Source organism: Microbacterium sp. S308A+, from assembly GCF_049800815.1.
Taxonomy (GTDB): domain Bacteria; phylum Actinomycetota; class Actinomycetes; order Actinomycetales; family Microbacteriaceae; genus Microbacterium.
In genome coordinates this window covers 524,158-543,557 of sequence record NZ_JBNAFT010000001.1, presented here as the reverse complement: position 1 = coordinate 543,557, position 19,400 = coordinate 524,158, and the positions used below count along the sequence as shown (strand labels likewise).

Genomic DNA, 19,400 nt, shown 5'->3' with positions numbered 1-19,400 from the left:
CCGAGGAGGTCAGCGCTCGTTCATCCGGGGGATCAGCACCTGGCGGTAGATGATCAGGATGCTCGCCGCGACCGGGATCGCGATGAGCGCTCCCAGGAGGCCGAGCAACGACCCGCCCGCGAGAGCCGCGATCACGACGACGGCGCCCGGGACCGAGACAGCGCGATTCATCACTCGTGGCGAGATCAGATAGGCCTCCACCTGCATGTAGACGAGGTAGTAGACAGCGGCGATGATGGCGGTCGTCGGATAGGGGAGTCCGCCGAGTCCGGGGATGAGACAGATCAGCACGATGATCGACGAGCCGGTCAGGGTCCCCACGAGCGGGATGAGCGAGAAGAAGAACGCGATGACGGCCAGCACGACGGGGAAGGGCGCACGGATGATGGAGAGGAAGATCGCGCTGAGGACCCCGTTGATCACGCCCATCGTGACCTGTCCCATGACGTAGTAGCCGACCGAAGCGGTGATCTGCTCGGCGAGGTCGATGAACCGCGCTCTCTTGGAGGCCGGGACGAGCTGGTAGACGGAGCCTTTGAGCGAGGGGATCGCCGCGGTGAAGTAGATCGTGAGGATGAGGACGATGAAGGCGCCGAAGAGGCCCCCCACGATCGCCGTGCCGACAGCCACCACGCTTTCCGTGATCGAGCCCCAGTTCTCCCCGAGCCACTTCTGGGCGTTGCCGACGACCTCGTCGAGGAACGACGGCTGCAGGCCGGGGAAGACGGTGAGGACCCAGTCCTTGACGTCGCCGATGTAGGTGCTCTGCAAGAACGTGGTGATCTGGCGCACGAGCTGGCTGATCTGGTCGACGAGAACCGGCAGCACGATCAGGACGATTCCGGTGAAGACCGCGAGGACGCCGACGATCGAGGTGAGCACGGCGGCCCAGCGGGGGAACCGGTGTCGGGTGAGGAAGGTGATGACCGGGTCCAGGCCCAGGCTCACGAACAGCGCCGTGCCGACATAGAGAAGGATCGTCGACAGCGTCTGCACGCTGTTGATGAGGACTAGGCCGAGTCCGACGCCGAGCGTCGCCACCAGGGCGGTGCGAAACGGGTTGTGGATCTTCATAGGACTCCTCGGGCTTCGACGGACAGCGTATCCGTGTCCGGCGAGGCGGCGCGGCAACGACGCCCGCGCCTGGCGTCCTTTCAGGTCGTTTCGCTAGTCTGAAACGTCGAGCGAGATCTGCGCGTCGTATCCGCGGATCACGGAGGAGACTTTTCGTGCGATTTGTATGGGCCGTCTTGGCCTTCGTGCTGGCCGCGGTCCTCGTCGGGACCGGGATCGCCCAGCGAACCATTTTCCTCGGTCCGAAGGACGTCACAGCGGACCTGACCGTGGAGCAGCCGCAGCGCTACACCATGATCGACGGTGACGTCCTTCGTGCCCAGCCGGGGGAGCAGACGCTGACCGCGCGCGGAGACGGTCCGTTGTTCGTCGCACAGGCGCGGACCGCCGATCTGGAGGCATGGCTCTCGGACGTCGCGTACAACAGGGTGTCGCTGGAGCAGTCCGGTGAGACGTCGAGCGTCCTGGTCGAGCCCAAGGCCGACGCGGCTGCCCGACCCGCCGCCGAGGGGGCCGCCGAGGCGCTCGTCGACTCCGATCTCTGGCTCCACACCGTCAGCGATGAGAACACTCTGCGCGAGCGCATGCAACTCCCGAACGGCGTGAGCCTCCTCGTGGCATCGGACGGGAGCGCGGTCGCGCCCAACGATCTGGCGTTGTCCTGGCCGCTCGACACGGCGACGCCATGGGCAGGCCCCTTGATCGTCCTCGGCGGGCTTTTCGCACTCCTCGGCATCGTGCTGTACGTCCTCGCCGTCCGTCATTCCCGACGTGGACGCGGGCCTCGCCGCAAGGGGCCGCCGCCGATGCCGACCGAGCCGATCGACGTCCCCCACCGCCGCACGGCGCGGAGCAAGGGCGCCGTCACGGATGACACGAGCGCCCCGCCGGTATCCGAGGGGAAGACGGACAGCGTCATCGGTCGACGCAGCCGTCGCCGCGGACTGCTGGTCCTCCCTGCGATCGGCATCTCCGCGATCCTGCTCAGCGGGTGCACTCCCGACGCCTGGCCGCAGCTGGCGGGCACGCCGTCCCCGACCTCGTCTCCGAGCGCGGTGCCGGACGCGAACCTGCAAGCGCCCGCGATGACCGAGGCCCAGGCCGCGAGGATCCTCGAACGGGTGTCCGAGACCCTGGGCGAGGCGGACAAGAACCTGGACAGCGCTCTTGCTGGAACCCGGCTGAGCGGAACGGCGTTGGCTGAGCGGACGACGGCCTACGCTGTCCGCCCGAGTGTCGCGGACTACGCGCTGCCTGCGACCGTCCCCACCGGCGAAATCCGGATCCTCGTGCCCCAGGCGTACGACGCCTGGCCGCGTACGACCCTCATGCTCGTCCAGCACGGGGCTGACAAGAAGGTCGCTCCGCTGATCCTCACGATGACGCAGGAGGATCCCTGGGCGAACTACAAGATCGGCAACGTCTCCGAGATGCTGCCCGCCGCAGAGCTGCCGGACATGGCGCCGGCCTGGCTCGGTGCCAAGCTCGCGCCGCCGGACTCGCCCTTCCTCGAGACAGCGCCGGAGAGCCTGGCCGGTGAGTTCGCCGACGTCATCGACAACGGCGAGAAGAGTCCTTCTTACGCGAAGTTCGACGCTGCCGCCCTCACCTTCGCGAAGTCGGTGCAGGATGTCAGAGCGAAGCTGGTCCAGGCGTTGAGCGACAGCGGCGCGGCCAGCACCTCGGCGCTCACCTTCGACGCCGTCCCCGCCGATGACGCGCCGGTCGCGCTCTCGTCGATCGCGAGCGGCGCGGTGGTCGCCGTCACGATCAAAGACGTGCAGAACGTGGCGCCCACGCAGCCGGGCGTGGACATCCGGCTGACGAACAACGCGCCGGCGAAGGCGATCACCGGGGTCGAGTCCTCTGCGAAGGGCTTCGTGACCACTTACGGCATGCAGCTGTTCTTCGCTGTTCCCGGCCACGACTCCAAAGAACCGATCACGCTCCTCGCTGCCTCTCAGCAGCTCCTCTCTGTGGAGGTCATCCCGTGAGTGAAATCTCCGCCGCCGCTCTCCGCGGCGCTGTCGATCTCTCCTCGCTGCGCAATCGCCCCGCGTCGCCGACGGCAACTCCGTCGGCGTCGGCCGGCGACGCGGCGCCTCCGAACTCGCTGGTCGTCGATGTGACCGATGCGACCTTCGGGGAGTTCCTGGAGCTGTCGAACCGGGTCCCGGTCGTCTTCGACCTCTGGGCGGAGTGGTGCGGACCCTGCAAGCAGCTGAGCCCGGTGCTCGAGAAGGTCGTCACCGACTACGCCGGGCGCATCGTGCTCGCCAAGGTGGATGTCGATGCCAACCCGCAGCTCGCCCAAGGCTTCCGTGCTCAGTCGATCCCTCTCGTGGTCGCGCTGATCAAGGGGCAGCCGGTGCCGATGTTCACGGGTGCGGTGCCGGAGGAACAGGTCCGGCAGGTCTTCGCGCAGCTTCTCGAGCTCGCGGCGCAGCACGGCGTGACCGACGTCATTCCGATGGCGGACGTCGAGGATCCGGCCGAGGCCGCGGAGAAGCCGCTCCCGCCGCTGCATCAAGCGGCCTTCGAGGCGATCGAGTCCGGTGACTACGCCGCCGCGATCGCGGCGTACGAGAAGGCGCTCGCAGAGAACCCACGAGACGAGGAGGCGCGGGCAGGACTCGGCCAGGTACGCCTTCTGCACCGTACACAAGAGCTTGACCTCAACGCGGCGCGTGCCGCGGCCGCAGCCGCGCCGTCCGATGTGGACGCTCAGTTCGCGGTGGCCGACCTCGACGTCGCCGGCGGGCATGTCGCCGATGCCTTCGAGCGTCTGCTCGACCTCTTCGCCGCGGCGGACGGCGCGGATCGCGTACGTGTGCGCGAGCGACTGGTCGAGCTCTTCGGCTTGGTCGGCGACGCGGATCCGAGGGTCGGCAAGGCGCGCCAGCGACTCGCCTCGCTCCTGTTCTGACGGAGCCACGAGACCCGGTGAAGGGTCATCCGAGCGGTCGGTGGACAGAGGGAGCCTCGCTCACATGCTCGCCGACGAGCAGCCGACGGGGCCCCGGCCCCTCGTCGGCAAGCTCGTCGCGGGGGTTGAGGCCTCGCTGAGCGCCGTCACCCGACACGCGCCTACCCCGTGGTGGACCGGTCAGCCGTGCGCGGGGGCGGGGAGGCGCGGATCCCGCTGGTAACGCAGCCACAGCGTCGACAGGGCAGGAAGGGTGACGGTAGCCTGCGGTGAACCGTCCTCGCGGTCGGCGGCGTAGACGAGGCCGAGATTCCCCGCACCGTGCCCGCCGAACTCACCGGCGTCGGTGTTCAGCACCTCGTTCCACGCGCCGGCGAGAGGAAGGTCGAGGGGGACGCCGGTCTGGGTCACGCCGGCGAAGTTGCTGATCACGGCGAGATGGCCGCCGTGCGCGTCCCGGCGCACGAAGGCGACGACGCTCGGGTCCCAGACGGGCGCACCGATGCGAGTGAAGGAGGAGCCGTCGTCGTCCCGCTCCCAGAGCGGGGCGTTCCCGCGGTATGCACGGTTCATCGCGCCGACGAAGGACTGCAACTGTGCATGAGACGGCTGCTCGAGCAGCCACCAGTCGAGTCCCCGCGACTCCGACCACTCCGCCAGCTGCCCGAACTCCTGCCCCATGAAGAGGAGGTTTTTGCCTGGGTGACCCCACATGTACGCCAGGTAGGCGCGCACGGTGGCGAGCCTCTGGTCGTGGTCACCGGGCATCTTGGCGAGGAGACTGCCTTTGCCGTGCACGACCTCGTCGTGGCTGATCGGCAGGATGTAGTTCTCGCCGAACGCATACACGAAGGAGAAGGTCATCTCGCCCTGGTGGTGGCCACGGTAGAGCGGGTCGCGCTGGATGTATTCCAGGGAGTCGTTCATCCACCCCATGTTCCATTTGAAGCCGAAGCCGAGTCCGGCGTGGTCGGTCGGCGTGGTGACCCCGGGGAAGCTCGTGGACTCCTCGGCGATCATGAGGATCCCGGGGTGGCGGCGATAGGCCGTGGCGTTCACCTCCTGGAGGAAGCGGATCGCCTCCAGGTTCTCTCGACCGCCGTGCACGTTCGGCTCCCATTCGCCGTCGCGACGCGAGTAATCCAGATAGAGCATCGAGGCAACGGCATCCACGCGCAGTCCGTCGACATGGAATTCCTCGAGCCAGTAGAGGGCGTTCGCGACGAGGAAGTTCCGCACCTCGGCGCGCCCGTAGTCGAAGATCAGCGTCCCCCAGTCCTGGTGCTCGCCGCGTCGCGGATCAGGGTGCTCGTAGACGGCTTCCCCGTCGAAACGCGCGAGGGCGAAGGCGTCCTTCGGGAAGTGGCCGGGAACCCAGTCCAGGATGACCCCGATGCCCGCTTGATGGAGACGGTCGATGAGATAGCGGAGGTCGTCCGGCTCGCCGTACCGGTGGGTCGGGGCGTAATAGCCGCTGACCTGATAGCCCCAGGAGCCGCCGAAGGGGTGCTCGGATACGGGCATGAACTCCACGTGCGTGAAGCCGGTCGTGTGGACATGAGCGATGAGCTCGTCCGCAAGGGCCCGGTAGCCCAGGCCTGGTTTCCAGGAGCCGAGGTGCACCTCGTACACCGAGAGGGGCTGGGCGACCGCATGCGTGGCAGCTCGTCGTGTCATCCAGGCCCCGTCGCGCCACCGGTAGTCGGAGCGGGTGACGATCGAGGCGGTCGCCGGAGGCGTCTCCGCGAGTCGCGCCATCGGGTCGGCCTTGAGGATCCACTCCCCGGCCCGGGTGAGGATCTCGTACTTGTACCTGGTGCCGGGCTCGACGCCGGGGACGAAGAGCTCCCAGACTCCGCTCGCGCCCATCGACCGCATGGCGTGCAGACGACCGTCCCAGTCGTTGTGGTCTCCGACCACCCGGACCGCGCGCGCGTTCGGAGCCCAGACGGCGAACGAGGTTCCCGGCTCGCCCTGATGCACGCGCACGCGGGCTCCCAAGGCCTCCCACAGTCTCTCGTGTCTGCCCTCGCCGATGAGGTGCAGGTCGAGCTCGCCGAGTGTCGGCTCGTGCCGATAGGGGTCGGCGGCGACCCACTCCGCCCCGTCCGCATAGGTCGCTGCGATGCGGTAGCGGTCGGCATCGCCGGGGACGACGCCCTCCCAGACCCCCTCGGCGACGTGGGTGAGCGGCACGCTGCCGCCGTCGGCGAGCAGGGCGGTCGTCGACGTGGCGAGAGGGCGGAGGACGCGGATCACGGTCGTGCGCCGGCCGTTGTCGTCGATTTCCGGATGCGCGCCGAGGACGGAATGCGGATCATGATGTGTCCCGGCGCTCACGGACTCCAGGACGACGGGCTCGACGGTGATCATGGCCCCGGCTCCTTCACGCGCAGGATGTGGACCGGCTCGGTGAAGGCATCGAGCCGCACGAAAGCGTGGTCGGTCCATGACCAGACGGCACCGGTCAGCAGGTCCTCGACCTCATAGGACTGCCCGGGCTGCACGCCCCATTCGCGCGTGTCGAGGTGCACGGTCGTCTGTCGCACCGAATGGGGGTCCACGTTGACGACGACGATGATCGTGTCGTCCCTGCCCGTGCCGGTGAACGCTGCGTCGAGATGCTTCGAATAGACGAGGATCGCGTCGTCGTCGCTCCAGTGCACACGGAGGTTCCGCAGCTGCCGGAGAGCCGGATGCCTGCGGCGGATCTCGTTGAGCTGCCGCAGGTAGGGCGCGAGGGAGTCGCCCGAGGCCTCTGCCGTCGCCCAGTCGCGGAGCTTGTACTCGTACTTCTCGTTGTCGATGTTCTCCTCGGAACCGGGACGCGCGACGTTCTCGTAGAGTTCGTAGCCGGCGTACACGCCGTAAAGAGGAGCAGCGGTCGCGGCGATCGCAGCACGGATCCGGTATGCGGCGCGGCCGCCGAACTGCAGGTATTCGGTGAGGATGTCCGGGGTGTTGACGAACAGATTGGGCCGGAGGTAGTCCGCCGTCTCCTGGGCGACGGAGACGAGGAACTCCTCCAGCTCCGCCTTGGTGTTCCGCCAGGTGAAGTAGCTGTAGCTCTGCTGGAATCCGACCGCCGCCAGTCCGCGGAGCGGGGCGGGGCGGGTGAACGCCTCGGCGAGGAAGACCACGTCCGGGTCCGCATCGTTCACGGTCCGGATGAGCCATTCCCAGAACCGCAGGGGTTTGGTGTGCGGGTTGTCCACGCGGAAGATGCGCACGCCCTGGGCGATCCAGTGCTCGACGACGCGCAGAACCTCCGCCGAGAGGCCGGGGAGATCGCCGTCGAAGTCGAGGGGATAGATGTCCTGGTACTTCTTCGGCGGGTTCTCCGCGTAGGCGATCGTGCCGTCCGGGAGGGTCGTGAACCACTCCGGATGCGCGGCGACCCATGGGTGGTCGGGCGAGGCCTGCAGGGCGAGGTCGAGTGCGACCTCGATTCCGAGTGCCTTCGCCGCGGCGACGAAGTCGCGGAAGTCCTCGAGCGTGCCGAGGTCGGGATGGATCGCGTCGTGACCGCCCTCGTGCCCGCCGACGGCCCAGGGAGACCCGGGGTCCTGGGGGCCGGCGGTCAGGGCGTTGTTCGGCCCCTTCCTGTTCGTGCGTCCGATGGGATGGATCGGCGGGAGATAGAGGACGTCGAACCCCATCTCCGCGACGGCGGGGAGTCGGTCGGCGGCGGTGCGGAAGGTGCCGCTCCTGATCGACCCGTCGGCGCGGAGGGCGGCTCCCTCGGAACGGGGGAAGAACTCGTACCAGGCGCCGACGCCGGCGCGCTCGCGTTCGACGAGGAGGGTCTGCCATCCCGTCGCCGATCCCAGCGCGGTCAGGGGACGGTCGCGCAGGGCGGAGCGGACACGTTCGTCGCCGAGGACGGCGAGTACCGCATCCTCTGTGCTGCCGGGCGCGACCAGGGAGTCCGCGGCGGCGAGCAAGGAGATGCGTTCGGTGCGGGGGCGATCCTCCTCTTCCGCGGCTCGTCCGAGCAGGGCACCTCCGAGGGCGCACATGACCGGGACGTCCACGCCGGCGCGGACCTTGAGATCGGCGGCATGCGCCCAGGTCGCGTACTCGTCGGCGAAGGCCTCGAATCGGAACGACCAGCGCCCGCGAGCGAGGAATGCGACCAGCACCTCCCACCGGTCGGTGCCGTCGTCGAGCGCCGACAGACGGTGCAGGCTCTCGTCCCCGTCCGGGGAGCGGAGACGCAGATGCACGCCGATCAGGTCATGCCCCTCGCGGAATGCGACGACGCGGAACGGGACCGCCTCGCCTTCGAACGCCTTCGGCGCGAAGCCGCCCGGCGCCAGCGGACGCGGATCTCCAAGCGGGATGCGCGTGGTGAGGGCATCGCCGGAGGGAACGGGCGTGAGGGGCCGCAGCGGGAGCCGCGCCGGACTCCGGAAAGCCTCGGACGTGGGACGGGAGACGGATCGTGCAGCCACCCCCCGAACCTATCGCGCGGGAGGTCGTCCGGATAGGGACGGCACACCGACGCCGACTGCGGCGGGGCGGGAGGTCATTCGGCGCGGAAGAGCCTCATCGACGTGCCGGGGAGGACGATGACATCGCCGGGGGCGTGAACGGTCTCGACCTCACTCGGTCGTTCGTCCGCGCTCGACCACAGCGACACGTAGCGGCTCACCCCGTGCACCTCGGGCAGCCGTACGTCGATCGCGCTCTCGGTCCCGTGGACCATGAGGAGGACGCGATTGGGGGTCTCCTCCGCCTCGGACGTGGCGACGTACTGCAGCGTCCGGTTCGCGGCGTCGGTCCAGCGCTCGATCGACATCGACGTGCCGTTCTGGTCGTACCAGAACATCTCACTGGCCCCCGGTGTCTCTTCACCCAGGACCGCATAGCGTGCAGGGCGGAGGGCCGGGTTCTCCCGACGCAGGCGTGTGAGGGCGGACACATGGTCGCGGAGGTCCCGCTGCCAGCCCTCGTGCTCCCAGGCGAGCCAGGTGAGCGGCGAGTCGTGACAGTAGGCGTTGTTGTTGCCGTCCTGGGTGCGGCCGGCCTCGTCGCCGGCGGTGAGCATCGGGACGCCGGCGGAGAGGAGAAGCGTCCCCAGGAGGTTGCGCATCGCCTTCCGGCGCGTCGCCTCGATCACCGGATCGTCGGTGGGACCCTCGGCGCCATGGTTGAAAGCGCGGTTCATCTCCGCGCCGTCGCGGTTCTCCTCGCCGTTGGCCTCGTTGTGCTTGACGTTGTACGAGACGAGGTCGCGCAGGGTGAACCCGTCGTGCGCGGTGATGAAGTTCACGCTCGCGAGCGGTCCCCGCTCGGGTGAGAAGGTGTTCGAGGATCCGGCCAGACGCGTCGCGAAACCGCCGATCCCGACTGGCGTCGTCGCCGCCCTCCGCGCGTAGTCGATATCGCTCAGCCAGAAGTTCCGCACCCGGTCGCGGTAACGGTCGTTCCACTCGTGCCAGCCCTGGCCGAAGTTCCCTGTCTGCCAGCCACCCAACCCCGTGTCCCAGGGCTCGGCGATGAGCTTCGCGTCTGCGAGCGCCGGATCCGTGCGGATCGCCTGGAGGAGCGGATGATCGGAGGTGAAGGCGTGCACGGCGTCACGCCCGAGAGACGCCGCGAGATCGAAGCGGAAGCCGTCGACCTGCACCTCCTGAGCCCAGTAGCGCAGCGAGTCGAGGACCAGGCGTCCTGCCGCGTCGACGGCGGTGTTGAGGGTGTTGCCGCAGCCGGTCGTGTCGATGTAGGAGCCGTCGGGCTGCTGCCGGTAGTAGCGGGCGTTGTCGATCCCGCGCAGGCCTGTCCGCGGGCCGTCGGGCCCGCCCTCGGACGTGTGGTTGAAGACGACGTCGAGGATGACCTCGATCCCCGCCTCGTGCAGGAGCCTCACCATGCCCTTGAACTCGCGGAGCACCGCATCGGGGCCGCGCCGTCGTGCCTCGGTGGTCGCATACGGGGCATGCGGCGTGAAGAAGTTCAGGGTGTTGTACCCCCAGTAGTTCGTCCTGCCACGCTGCAGCAGCCAGGGCTCGGAGACGAAGGAGTGGACGGGGAGGAGCTCCACCGCCGTGACGCCGAGGGACGAGAGGTGCTCGATCATCGCCGGATGGGCGAGGCCGGCATACGTCCCGTGCAGCGCCGGGGGGACGTCTGGATGCCGTTTGGTGAGGCCCTTCACATGGCCCTCGTAGATCACGGTGTCGGCGAAGGCCGTCGCGGGCTTGGGGACTCCGCCCCAGTCGAACGTCCCGTCGACCACGACCGAGCGCCAGTCCTCGGCGCTTCCTGCGCGCACGAGTCCTCGCGAGTACGGCTCGACCAGGAGCGCCTTCGGGTCGAACGAGTTCCCTCCGCCCTGCGGGCCCGTCACGCGCACGGCGTACCGGGCGCCGGGGACGAGCAGCGGGGTCGAGACCTCCCACACTCCGTCGCCGTGGGGGGAGAGCGGCAGCTCCGTGACGATCCAGTCGACGTCCGCCTCGTCGAAGACGACGAGCTCCATCGCGGTGGCGTTCACCGACCAGACCCGCAGGGTGCCGACGCCGTCCTGCACCCGGACGCCGAGGTCGTCGTACGCCGGGCTGCACAGCGAGCATGCTCGATCGGCGGCCTGTGCGTCGGAAGGGGCGGTGGCATGCGGGCACATGGAGAACAGCCTAGGCGCGGACACCGCCCTCGGCCCCGTCCGGGGTGCGAGAGTAGGGGACGTGCATTATCTCGACCACGCCGCGACGACCCCGTTGCGTGAGGACGTCGCGCAGGAATGGCTACGTGCCTCCGCGGTGATCGGCAACGCCTCCTCGACCCACGGCGCGGGGCAGGCCGCGCGGCGCCTCCTGGAGGAGTCGCGAGAGCGTCTGGCCGCGGTGGTGGACGCCGACCCGATCGAGGTGGTCTTCACCTCCGGCGGGACGGAGTCGGCGAACCTCGCGCTCCAAGGGCTCTGGCTTTCGCGAACGTCGGGGAGGACGACGGTCGTCCTCCCCGACGGCGAGCATCATGCCGTGCTCGACACCGCGGCCGCTCTCGCGGAGCAGGGCGCACAGATCCTTCCGGTTCCTCTCGACCGGCTCGGTCGGATCGATGCCGAGGCCTTCGAGGTCGCCCTCACGGCCGACGGTGTGGCGCTCGCGACCGCGCTCGTCGCGAACAACGAGGTCGGCACGAGGAACGACGTGTCGCGGCTGTCCCGCGCGGCGTCGGTCTCCGGCGTCCCGCTGCATCTGGACGCCGTCGCCGCGTTCGGGCATCTGCCCGTCTCCTTCCGGGAGCTGCGTGGCCAGGCACCGCCCGGTGGCGGCCTCGTGGCGCTGAGCCTGGCCGGCCACAAGTTCGGTGCGCCGGTCGGGACAGGGGCGCTGGTCGTGGCGCGCTCGGCGCGGATGGCGCCGATCCTGCACGGCGGCGGACAGCAGCGGGGGCTGCGTGCGGGGACTCAGGACGTCGCGGGCGCCGCGGCGCTCGCACTCGCGGCGGAACGGGCAGAGGAGGAACGCGCCGCCGAGGCCGAACGGGTGAGCCGGCTGCGCGACCGCCTCGCCCACGGGATCCTCGCTCTGATCCCGGGCGCCGAGCTGCTCGGAGACCCGGACTCGGCCGGACGCCTCCCCGGAAACGCCCATCTGCTGTTCCCCGGAGCCCCGAACGAGAGCCTCCTGTTCCTCCTCGACCAGGCGGGGATCTCCGCCTCGGCAGGCTCTGCCTGCCAGGCGGGTGTGGCCGAGCCGTCCCATGTCGTCCGCGCCATGGGACGCAGCGACGCCGAGGCGCGCAGCGTGATCCGCTTCACCCTCGGCCGGGGATCGGACCAGGCGGACGTCGACGCGGTCCTCGCGGTGATCGCGGACGCCTACGCCCGGGCCTCGGGAGCCCGTTCAGCCAGCCGCTCCTAGACTGGGACCATGCGGATCCTTGCGGCGATGAGCGGCGGCGTGGACTCGGCCGTGGCTGCGGCTCGCGCGGTCGACGCCGGGCATGAGGTGGTAGGCGTGCACCTCGCCCTCTCGCGAGCGGGCGGGACCCTCCGTACCGGGAGCCGCGGCTGCTGCACGATCGAGGACGCGATGGATGCCCGTCGCGCCGCAGACCTCCTGGGCATCCCCTTCTATGTCTGGGACTTCTCCGAGCGGTTCCGCGAGGAAGTGATCGAGGACTTCGTGTCCGAGTACCGGGCTGGGCGCACGCCGAACCCTTGCCTCCGCTGCAACGAGAAGATCAAGTTCGCCGCGCTCCTGGAGCGCGCGATCGAGCTCGGCTTCGACGCGGTCTGCACCGGGCACTACGCCACGCTCGTCGACGGGCCGGAGGGGCTCGAGCTCCACCGGGCATCGGACGCGGCGAAGGACCAGTCCTATGTCCTCGGCGTCCTTGACGCAGACCAGCTCGCCCACACGTACTTCCCCCTTGGAGCGACGCCGTCGAAGGCGCTGGTGCGCGCGGAGGCGGCTGCCCGGGGACTGAGCGTGGCGCAGAAGCCGGACAGCCATGACATCTGTTTCATCCCCGATGGCGATACCCGGGGCTGGCTGGCCGAGAAGGTGGGCGCCGAGCAGGGCGACATCGTCGATCGCTCGGGCGCCGTGGTCGGGTCGCACGAGGGAGCGCACGCCTTCACCGTGGGCCAGCGCCGCGGTCTTCGTCTCGGCATCCCCGCGGATGACGGCAAGCCGCGGTTCGTGCTGGAGGTACGGCCCGTCTCCAACATCGTCGTCGTCGGCCCGAAGGAGGCTCTCGCGATCGCGGAGATCGCAGGCTCCCGCGTGACCTGGGCAGGAGCGGCCCCGCTTGATGCCGAGCTCGCCTGCGAAGTCCAGATCCGTGCGCACGCCGATCCCGTCCCCGCCCGGGCGTTCGTGACGCCGGGCGAGGTCCGCGTCGTGCCGGAGGTGCCGCTGGACGGCGTCGCTCCCGGTCAGAGCGCCGTGCTCTACGTCGGGACACGTGTGCTCGGTCAGTTCACGATCGACCGTACGGTGTCCGCGGCCCCCGTCCAGGTCTGAGCGGTTCGCCTCCGCGAAGGCGCGGTGTTGGCGGCTCCTTCGGCCATCACCGCCGATATCGCCGTGCCGAGCCCGCGGAACCTACGGGCGCGGGAGATGTCGGTGCCCGCTCATAGAATTGCGAGGTGCCAGAGAACGAGATCCCGCTGGACGCCGCGCGAGCCGAGGCCGACGAGCTGACCACCCGCATCCTCGAAGCGAAGGACGCGTACTACGGGCGTGACACGTCGCTCGTCGACGACGCCACCTATGACGCCTGGATGCGTCGTCTCGAGGAATTGGAGCGGCTGCGCCCCGAGCTTCAAGGTCAGGACTCGCCGACGCAGATGGTCGGCGCGGCCGAAGGTACCGAGCTGGCGACGATCGAGCATGCGGAAAGGATGCTGAGCCTCGACAACGTCTTCTCCGTCGACGAGCTGCGGGAGTGGACGGCGAAGACGCGTGCGGCCGCGGGGCGCGACGTCGCCTGGCTCACCGAGCTGAAGATCGACGGGCTCGCGATCAGCCTGCGCTACGAGCACGGCGTCCTCACCTCCGCGGCGACCCGCGGTGACGGACGGGTCGGCGAGATCGTCACCGAGAACGCCCTGCGTATCGCCGGCATCCCGGCCAGCCTGACGGGAACCGGGCACCCTTCCCTCGTCGAGGTGCGCGGCGAGGTGTTCATTCCCGTCGCCGCCTTCGAACGGCTGAACGCCGCTCAGGCTGCCTTCCGCGAGCAGGCCTACGCTGACGCGTTCGCCCGCTGGGAGGCACGCACCGGCGCGAAGAGGCCCTTCGATGAAGAGAAGGCGAAGGCGGCCGCCGCGCGCCGGTTCCCCTCGTTCGCCAATCCGCGAAACGCCGCCAGCGGCGGCCTCAGACAGCAACTCGACAAGAAGGAGGGGCTCGAGCACGAGGCGGGGCTCCTGCGCGTTGATTCCTTGGCGCTCTATGTGCACGGGATCGGTGCATGGCCGGATCCGCCGGTCGCGGCGCAGAGCGAGGTGTACGAGCTGCTCGCCGGCTGGGGCCTGCCGACGAGCCCGCATGCGCGCGTGTGCAGGACGACCGACGAGGTGGTGGCGTTCGTCGAGCAGTTCGGCGAGCATCGCCACGACATCGAGCATGAGCTCGACGGCATCGTCGTCAAGGTCGATGAGCTGGCTCTGCATGATGAGCTCGGTGCGACGAGCCGTGCGCCGAGGTGGGCCATCGCCTACAAGTACCCCCCGGAGGAGGTGCAGACCACGCTCCTCGACATCGTGGTCTCCGTGGGTCGTACCGGCCGCGCCACCCCGTTCGCCGTCATGGCGCCGGCGCACGTGGCCGGGAGCGTGGTGCGTCAGGCGACCCTGCACAACAAGGACGTGGTCAAGGCGAAGGGCGTGCTCATCGGCGACACCGTCGTGCTCCGCAAGGCGGGCGATGTCATCCCCGAAGTGCTGGGGCCGGTCGTCGACCGGCGAGACGGCACCGAGCGGGAGTTCGTCATGCCGGAGAGCTGTCCCGAGTGCGGGACCCCTTTGCGTCCGATGAAGGAGGGCGACATCGACCTGCGTTGCCCGAACGCCCGGTCCTGCCCCGCCCAGGTGCGAGGACGCGTCGAGCACATCGGGTCGCGCGGAGCGCTCGACATCGAGGCGCTCGGTGAGGTGACAGCGGCCGCGCTGACCCAGCCGACCTTCCCTGCGGTGCCGCCTCTCGTCACAGAGGCGGGCCTGTTCGAGCTGACGCTTGAGCAGCTCGTGCCGATCGAGGCGGTGGTCAGAGACGCGGAGACCGGGCTTCCCAAGGAGGACGAGGACGGTCAGGTGAAGACCCGCTCGCCGTTCCGTCGCAATCCGACGCCGGCGGAGCGCAAGGCCGGGCTCGAGGGCCCGCAGCCGTCCACCCAGGCACAGACGCTGCTGGCCGAGCTCGAGAAGGCGAAGACCAAAGAGCTCTATCGGCTGCTGGTGGCGTTGAACATCCGTCACGTCGGTCCTGTCGCAGCCCGTGCGCTGGCGCAGTGGTTCGGCTCGCTGGACGCCATTCGCGCGGCGTCACGCGAGGAGCTCGCCGCCGTCGAGGGCGTGGGCGGGATCATCGCCGATTCGCTGCTCGAATGGTTCGCGGTGGACTGGCATCAGGAGATCGTCCGGCGATGGGCTGAGGCCGGTGTGCAATGGTCCACGCCCGGTCATCCCGGCCCGGGTGCTGCCGACGCGGCAGGGGGAGTGCTCGACGGGCTCACGGTCGTCGCCACGGGCTCCCTGGACGGCTATACGCGGGAAGGCGCGCAGGAAGCGATCATCAGAGCAGGCGGCAAGGCGGCGTCCAGTGTGTCGAAGAAGACCGACTTCGTCGCCGCTGGTCCCGGCGCGGGCTCCAAGCTGGCGAAGGCGGAAGAGCTCGGGATCCGGATCCTCGATGCCATACAGTTCCACCTCCTCGTGACGCAAGGCCCCAGCGCACTCGACTGAGCAGGCGGGCGAACCGACGTGGCGGTCGGCCGCCCTCGCCGGTCAACCCTTGTGGCGTGGCTTGCGCGGCGGCCGGTCGTCCTTCCGGTCGCGGCTCGGTGCATCGTTCCGGTCGCGGCCGGGAGCGTCGCGGCGAGGGGCGCTCGAGGTGCGGCCGTCGCGCGAACGAGCGCGTCCGCCAGGACGACCCTCGTCGGGGCGGATCTCGATCGGGCGTCCGGAGATCCGGGTGTCGCGCAGACGCTCCAGCACCGCGGGGGCGAGGTCGGCGGGGAGCTCGACGATCGAGAAGTCAGGGCGGATGGTGATCGCGCCGAAGTCGTCACGGCCGAGCCCGCCCTCGTTCGCGAGGGCTCCGACGATCTGCCGCGGCTCGACCCGATGACGTCGGCCGACCTCGATCCGGTATGGCGCATAGTCCGATCTGCCTCGGCGCTCGTTCCGCGGAGACCGTTCCTTGCCCTGACGTGCGGGCCGGTTGTCGGCGGCGAGCGCTGCGGACAGCGGATCGTTCGCCGGGTCGAGCAGGAGCGGGGTCTCACCCTGGGCGACGACGGCGAGCGCGGCGGCCACGTCGGCCTCCGGCACGTCATGGTGCCGGACGTAATGCGCGATGATGTCGCGGAAGCCCTCGATCCGCGTCGTCTCCTCCAGCGCGGCGGTGATCGCGTCGTCGAATCGCGCGAGGCGGGTGCTGTTCACGTCCTCTGTCGTGGGCAGTTGCATCTGTGTCGGCTGCTGCCTGGTCGCCTTCTCGATGTGGGTGAGGAGGTAGCGCTCGCGCGGCGTGATGAAGCTGATCGCGTCGCCGGTCCGGCCGGCCCGGCCCGTACGGCCGATCCGGTGCACATAAGACTCGGTGTCGGTGGGGATGTCGAAGTTGACGACGTGGCTGATTCGCTCGACGTCCAGCCCGCGTGCGGCGACATCGGTGGCGACGAGGATGTCGAGCTTGCCGTCCTTGAGGTGTCCGACGGTGCGCTCGCGCTGCACCTGCGGGACGTCGCCGTTGATCGCGGCGGCGGAGTATCCTCGGGCCCTCAGCTTCTCGGCCAGGGTCTCGGTCTCGTTCTTGGTGCGGACGAACACGATCATCCCGTCGAAGTTCTCCACTTCGAGGATGCGGGTGAGGGCGTCCACCTTCTGCGCGTAGGAGACCACGAGGTACCGCTGGGAGATGTTCGCGTTGGTGGCGGTCCTCGCCTTGATCGAGACCTCCTCGGGATCGTGCAGATACTGCTGGGCGAGCCGACGGATCTGCGCGGGCATGGTCGCCGAGAACAGGGCGACCTGCTTGTCGTCCGGCGTCTGCGCGAGAATCTGCTCGACGTCTTCGGCGAACCCCATCTTCAGCATCTCGTCGGCCTCGTCGAGCACGAGATGCTTGAGGTCGGACAGGTCGAGCGTGCCCTTGGCGAGATGGTCCATGATGCGCCCGGGGGTTCCGACGACGACGTGCACGCCGCGTCGGAGGGCAGACAGCTGCACTCCGTAGCCCTGGCCTCCATAGACGGGCAGGACGTGCACGCCCTTCATCCGCGACGCATAGGACTCGAACGCCTCGCAGACCTGCAGCGCGAGCTCGCGGGTGGGGGCGAGGACGAGCGCCTGCGGGAGCTTCTGGGACAGGTCGATCTGCTCCAGCACGGGCAGGGCGAAGGCCGCGGTCTTTCCGGTGCCGGTCTGGGCCATGCCCAGCACGTCGCGGCCGGCGAGCAGCAGGGGAATGGTCGCCGCCTGGATCGGCGACGGCGTCTCGTAGCCCAGGTCGAGGATGGCTTTCAGGACAGGGCCGGTGATGCCGAGCCGGTCGAATCCGGGGGCCGCGTCGGTCTCGTCGGGGGTGTCGGTCGTCACTGCGTCTTCTGGTGCCACTTCCCAACCGTAGCGCCTGGGAGCGCGGCCGGCGCTCAGGAACCGGAGGTGAGGGCGAGGAGACGGTCGCGCACCTGGCGGCGCAGCACCTTGCCAATGAGGGACGTGGGGAGCTCGTCGACCACGAAGATCCGCCGCGGGACCTTGTACGGCGTGAGGATGCCGCGGACGAACTCCCGGATCGCCTCGACGTCGACGTCCTTCTCGCCGTCGACGACGATCGCCGCGACGACCTCCTCGCCGGAGTGATCGCTGGGGAGCCCCACGACGGCGGCGTCGCTCACGTCGGGATGCTGGCGGAGAGCGCCCTCGACCTCGGTCGGCGCGACGTTGAAGCCGCCCGTGATGATGAGTTCCTTGATCCGATCCACGATGCGGACGAAGCCTCTGTCATCGACGGTCACGATGTCTCCGGTGCGGAACCAGCCGTCCACGAACACGGCCTCCGTCTCCTCGGGCTTGCCGTAGTAGCCGGAGAACACCTGCGGCCCTCGGACGATCAGCTCACCAGGCGCTCCTGGCTCGACGTCGCGCGTCGGGTCCTCGGGATCGACCACGCGACACTCGGTGCCGGGCAGCGGCAGGCCGACCGTGCCGGGGACGCGGTTCTCGGCGACCGGATTGGCCATCAGGACGGGTGAGCACTCGCTGAGACCGTACCCTTCGACGAGATACCCGCCCGAGGCGGCCTCGAAGGGCACGACCAGCTCGTGCGGCAGCGCCATCGCACCGGAGATCGCGATCTCGGTCCCGGCCAGCGAGACGCCCTTCTCCCGTGCTGCGCGCAGCAGGCGCTCGGCGATCGGCGGCACGAGCGGGAGAAAGGTCGCGGGGTGTTTCTTGGCGGCCTCGAGCACGAGGTCCGGATCGAACTTCGGGAACAGCACGAGACGGGCGCCCATCGACATCGCGAAGGTCAGGCAGAGAGTGAGCCCGTAAGCGTGGAACATCGGCAGCACGGCGTACACGACGCAGCCGTTGCCCCGCTCGATCGACGGAACCCATGCCTGTGCCTGGGCGGCGTTGGCGAGGAGGTTGCGATGTGTGAGCGACGCCCCCTTCGGCGTGCCCGTGGTGCCGGAGGTGTACTGGATGATGGCGAGGTCGTCGGTGGTCGGTCGCGGGTGGGACGACGGCAGGGGCGCGGAGGCCAGGAGAGACTCCCAGACCACGGTGCCCCGAACCGGCGCGGTGAGCGCGTCCCGCGACTCGCGCGCCTTCGCGACCGGTAGACGGAGGGCGAGACGAGTCAGCGCGGGCATCGCCCGGGTGACGTCGACCGAGACGAGGGTCTGCACGGTGAGATCCTCGGGAAAGCCCTGCACGGTCGCGACGACCTTGTTCCAGACGATCGCGTGCTTCGCACCGTGGTCCTCGAACTGCTTGCGCAGCTCTCGGGGCGTGTACAGCGGGTTGTGCTCGACGACGACGGCCCCGAGCCGCAGCACCGCGTAGAACGCGACGATATGCTGCGGGCAGTTCGGAAGGACGATCGCGACCGGGTCGCCGGGGCCGACGCCGAGCTCACGGAGTCCTGCCGCAGCGCGGTCGATCGCGTTCTGCAGCTCGGCGTAGGTCGTTTCCCGACCGAAGAACTGCAATGCGGGCGCGTCGGGGTAGTCGCGGGCGGAAGCGGCCACGATGTCGACCAGCGACCCGTCGACGGGAGTGAGATCCTCCGGGACGCCGTCCGCGTAGCTGGTGGTCCAGGGGCGCGGCGGAACGAACGTCGTCATAGGGCCAGCCTAATTGTGGCGGCGTCGGAACGGGCACGGGCTCTCATAGACTGGAGCGGTGTCTGAAATCACCCCTGATCTCGTGCGCCATCTCGGCGTGCTCGCGCGCATCCGACTCGACGATGACGAGGTGTCGCAGCTGACCGGTCAGCTCGACGCCATCGTCGACAACATCGCGAAGGTCGCCGAGGTGGCGACCCCCGATGTCGCCGCCACGAGCCACCCGATCGCGCTGAGCAACATCCTCCGCCCCGACGAGGTCGGACAGACGCTCACGATCGAGCAGGTGCTGCAGAATGCGCCTGACGCCGCGGACGACCGCTTCCGCGTCACCGCGATCCTGGGGGAGGAGCAGTGAGCGAGC

General features: G+C 69.4%; 12 protein-coding genes. 6 read left to right on the top strand and 6 right to left on the bottom strand.

The features are described 5' to 3' along the window. Positions 1 to 9: 9 nt before the first annotated feature. The gene (locus tag ACP15J_RS02555; protein WP_197220356.1) at positions 10 to 1,074 is read right to left on the bottom strand and encodes an AI-2E family transporter; all 1,065 of its coding nucleotides are present in this window, start codon (positions 1,072 to 1,074) and stop codon (positions 10 to 12) included. Positions 1,075 to 1,229: 155 nt separating this feature from the next. Here ACP15J_RS02555 and ACP15J_RS02550 point away from each other — a divergent pair, with 155 nt between their 5' ends. Continuing rightward, positions 1,230 to 3,068, top strand: a complete 1,839-nt coding sequence (locus ACP15J_RS02550; protein ID WP_424935612.1) for a hypothetical protein — start codon at positions 1,230 to 1,232, stop codon at positions 3,066 to 3,068. Next, the gene (locus tag ACP15J_RS02545; RefSeq protein ID WP_424935613.1) at positions 3,065 to 4,000 is read left to right on the top strand and encodes a tetratricopeptide repeat protein; all 936 of its coding nucleotides are present in this window, start codon (positions 3,065 to 3,067) and stop codon (positions 3,998 to 4,000) included. Before ACP15J_RS02550 ends, ACP15J_RS02545 begins: the two co-directional genes overlap by 4 nt. Positions 4,001 to 4,180: 180 nt before the next feature. Here the strand turns inward: ACP15J_RS02545 and glgB are convergent, their stop codons facing one another. The 3 genes from glgB to glgX all read right to left on the bottom strand — a co-directional run bounded on the left by glgB (position 4,181) and on the right by glgX (position 10,628). Beyond that, entirely contained in the window at positions 4,181 to 6,373 is a 2,193-nt protein-coding gene (glgB, locus tag ACP15J_RS02540; RefSeq protein ID WP_424935614.1) for a 1,4-alpha-glucan branching protein GlgB, read from the bottom strand. Continuing rightward, complete coding sequence (locus tag ACP15J_RS02535; RefSeq protein ID WP_424935615.1) at positions 6,370 to 8,454, bottom strand: maltotransferase domain-containing protein; 2,085 nt, start codon at positions 8,452 to 8,454, stop codon at positions 6,370 to 6,372. Before ACP15J_RS02535 ends, glgB begins: the two co-directional genes overlap by 4 nt. Before the next feature lie 74 nt (positions 8,455 to 8,528). Then, complete coding sequence (gene glgX, locus ACP15J_RS02530; RefSeq protein WP_424935616.1) at positions 8,529 to 10,628, bottom strand: glycogen debranching protein GlgX; 2,100 nt, start codon at positions 10,626 to 10,628, stop codon at positions 8,529 to 8,531. A gap of 61 nt (positions 10,629 to 10,689) precedes the next feature. Here glgX and ACP15J_RS02525 point away from each other — a divergent pair, with 61 nt between their 5' ends. From ACP15J_RS02525 to ligA, 3 genes are all read left to right on the top strand, one after another. Then, entirely contained in the window at positions 10,690 to 11,874 is a 1,185-nt protein-coding gene (locus ACP15J_RS02525; RefSeq protein WP_424935617.1) for a cysteine desulfurase family protein, read from the top strand. Positions 11,875 to 11,883: 9 nt separating this feature from the next. Beyond that, positions 11,884 to 12,981, top strand: a complete 1,098-nt coding sequence (mnmA, locus tag ACP15J_RS02520; RefSeq protein WP_424935618.1) for a tRNA 2-thiouridine(34) synthase MnmA — start codon at positions 11,884 to 11,886, stop codon at positions 12,979 to 12,981. Positions 12,982 to 13,106: 125 nt separating this feature from the next. After that, positions 13,107 to 15,425 (top strand): NAD-dependent DNA ligase LigA, encoded by a 2,319-nt coding sequence (gene ligA, locus ACP15J_RS02515; protein ID WP_424935619.1) that lies wholly within the window; start codon positions 13,107 to 13,109, stop codon positions 15,423 to 15,425. A 42-nt stretch (positions 15,426 to 15,467) separates the two neighbouring features. Here the strand turns inward: ligA and ACP15J_RS02510 are convergent, their stop codons facing one another. Both ACP15J_RS02510 and ACP15J_RS02505 read right to left on the bottom strand, forming a co-directional pair. Then, entirely contained in the window at positions 15,468 to 17,300 is a 1,833-nt protein-coding gene (locus tag ACP15J_RS02510) for a DEAD/DEAH box helicase (protein ID WP_424935620.1), read from the bottom strand. A gap of 35 nt (positions 17,301 to 17,335) precedes the next feature. After that, positions 17,336 to 19,036: a long-chain-fatty-acid--CoA ligase gene (locus ACP15J_RS02505; RefSeq protein WP_424935621.1), complete on the bottom strand. Its 1,701-nt coding sequence runs from the start codon at positions 19,034 to 19,036 to the stop codon at positions 17,336 to 17,338. Between the two features lie 58 nt (positions 19,037 to 19,094). Between ACP15J_RS02505 and gatC the strand changes: the two genes are divergently transcribed. Beyond that, positions 19,095 to 19,394: an Asp-tRNA(Asn)/Glu-tRNA(Gln) amidotransferase subunit GatC gene (gene gatC / locus ACP15J_RS02500; protein WP_424935622.1), complete on the top strand. Its 300-nt coding sequence runs from the start codon at positions 19,095 to 19,097 to the stop codon at positions 19,392 to 19,394. Positions 19,395 to 19,400 lie beyond the last annotated feature (6 nt).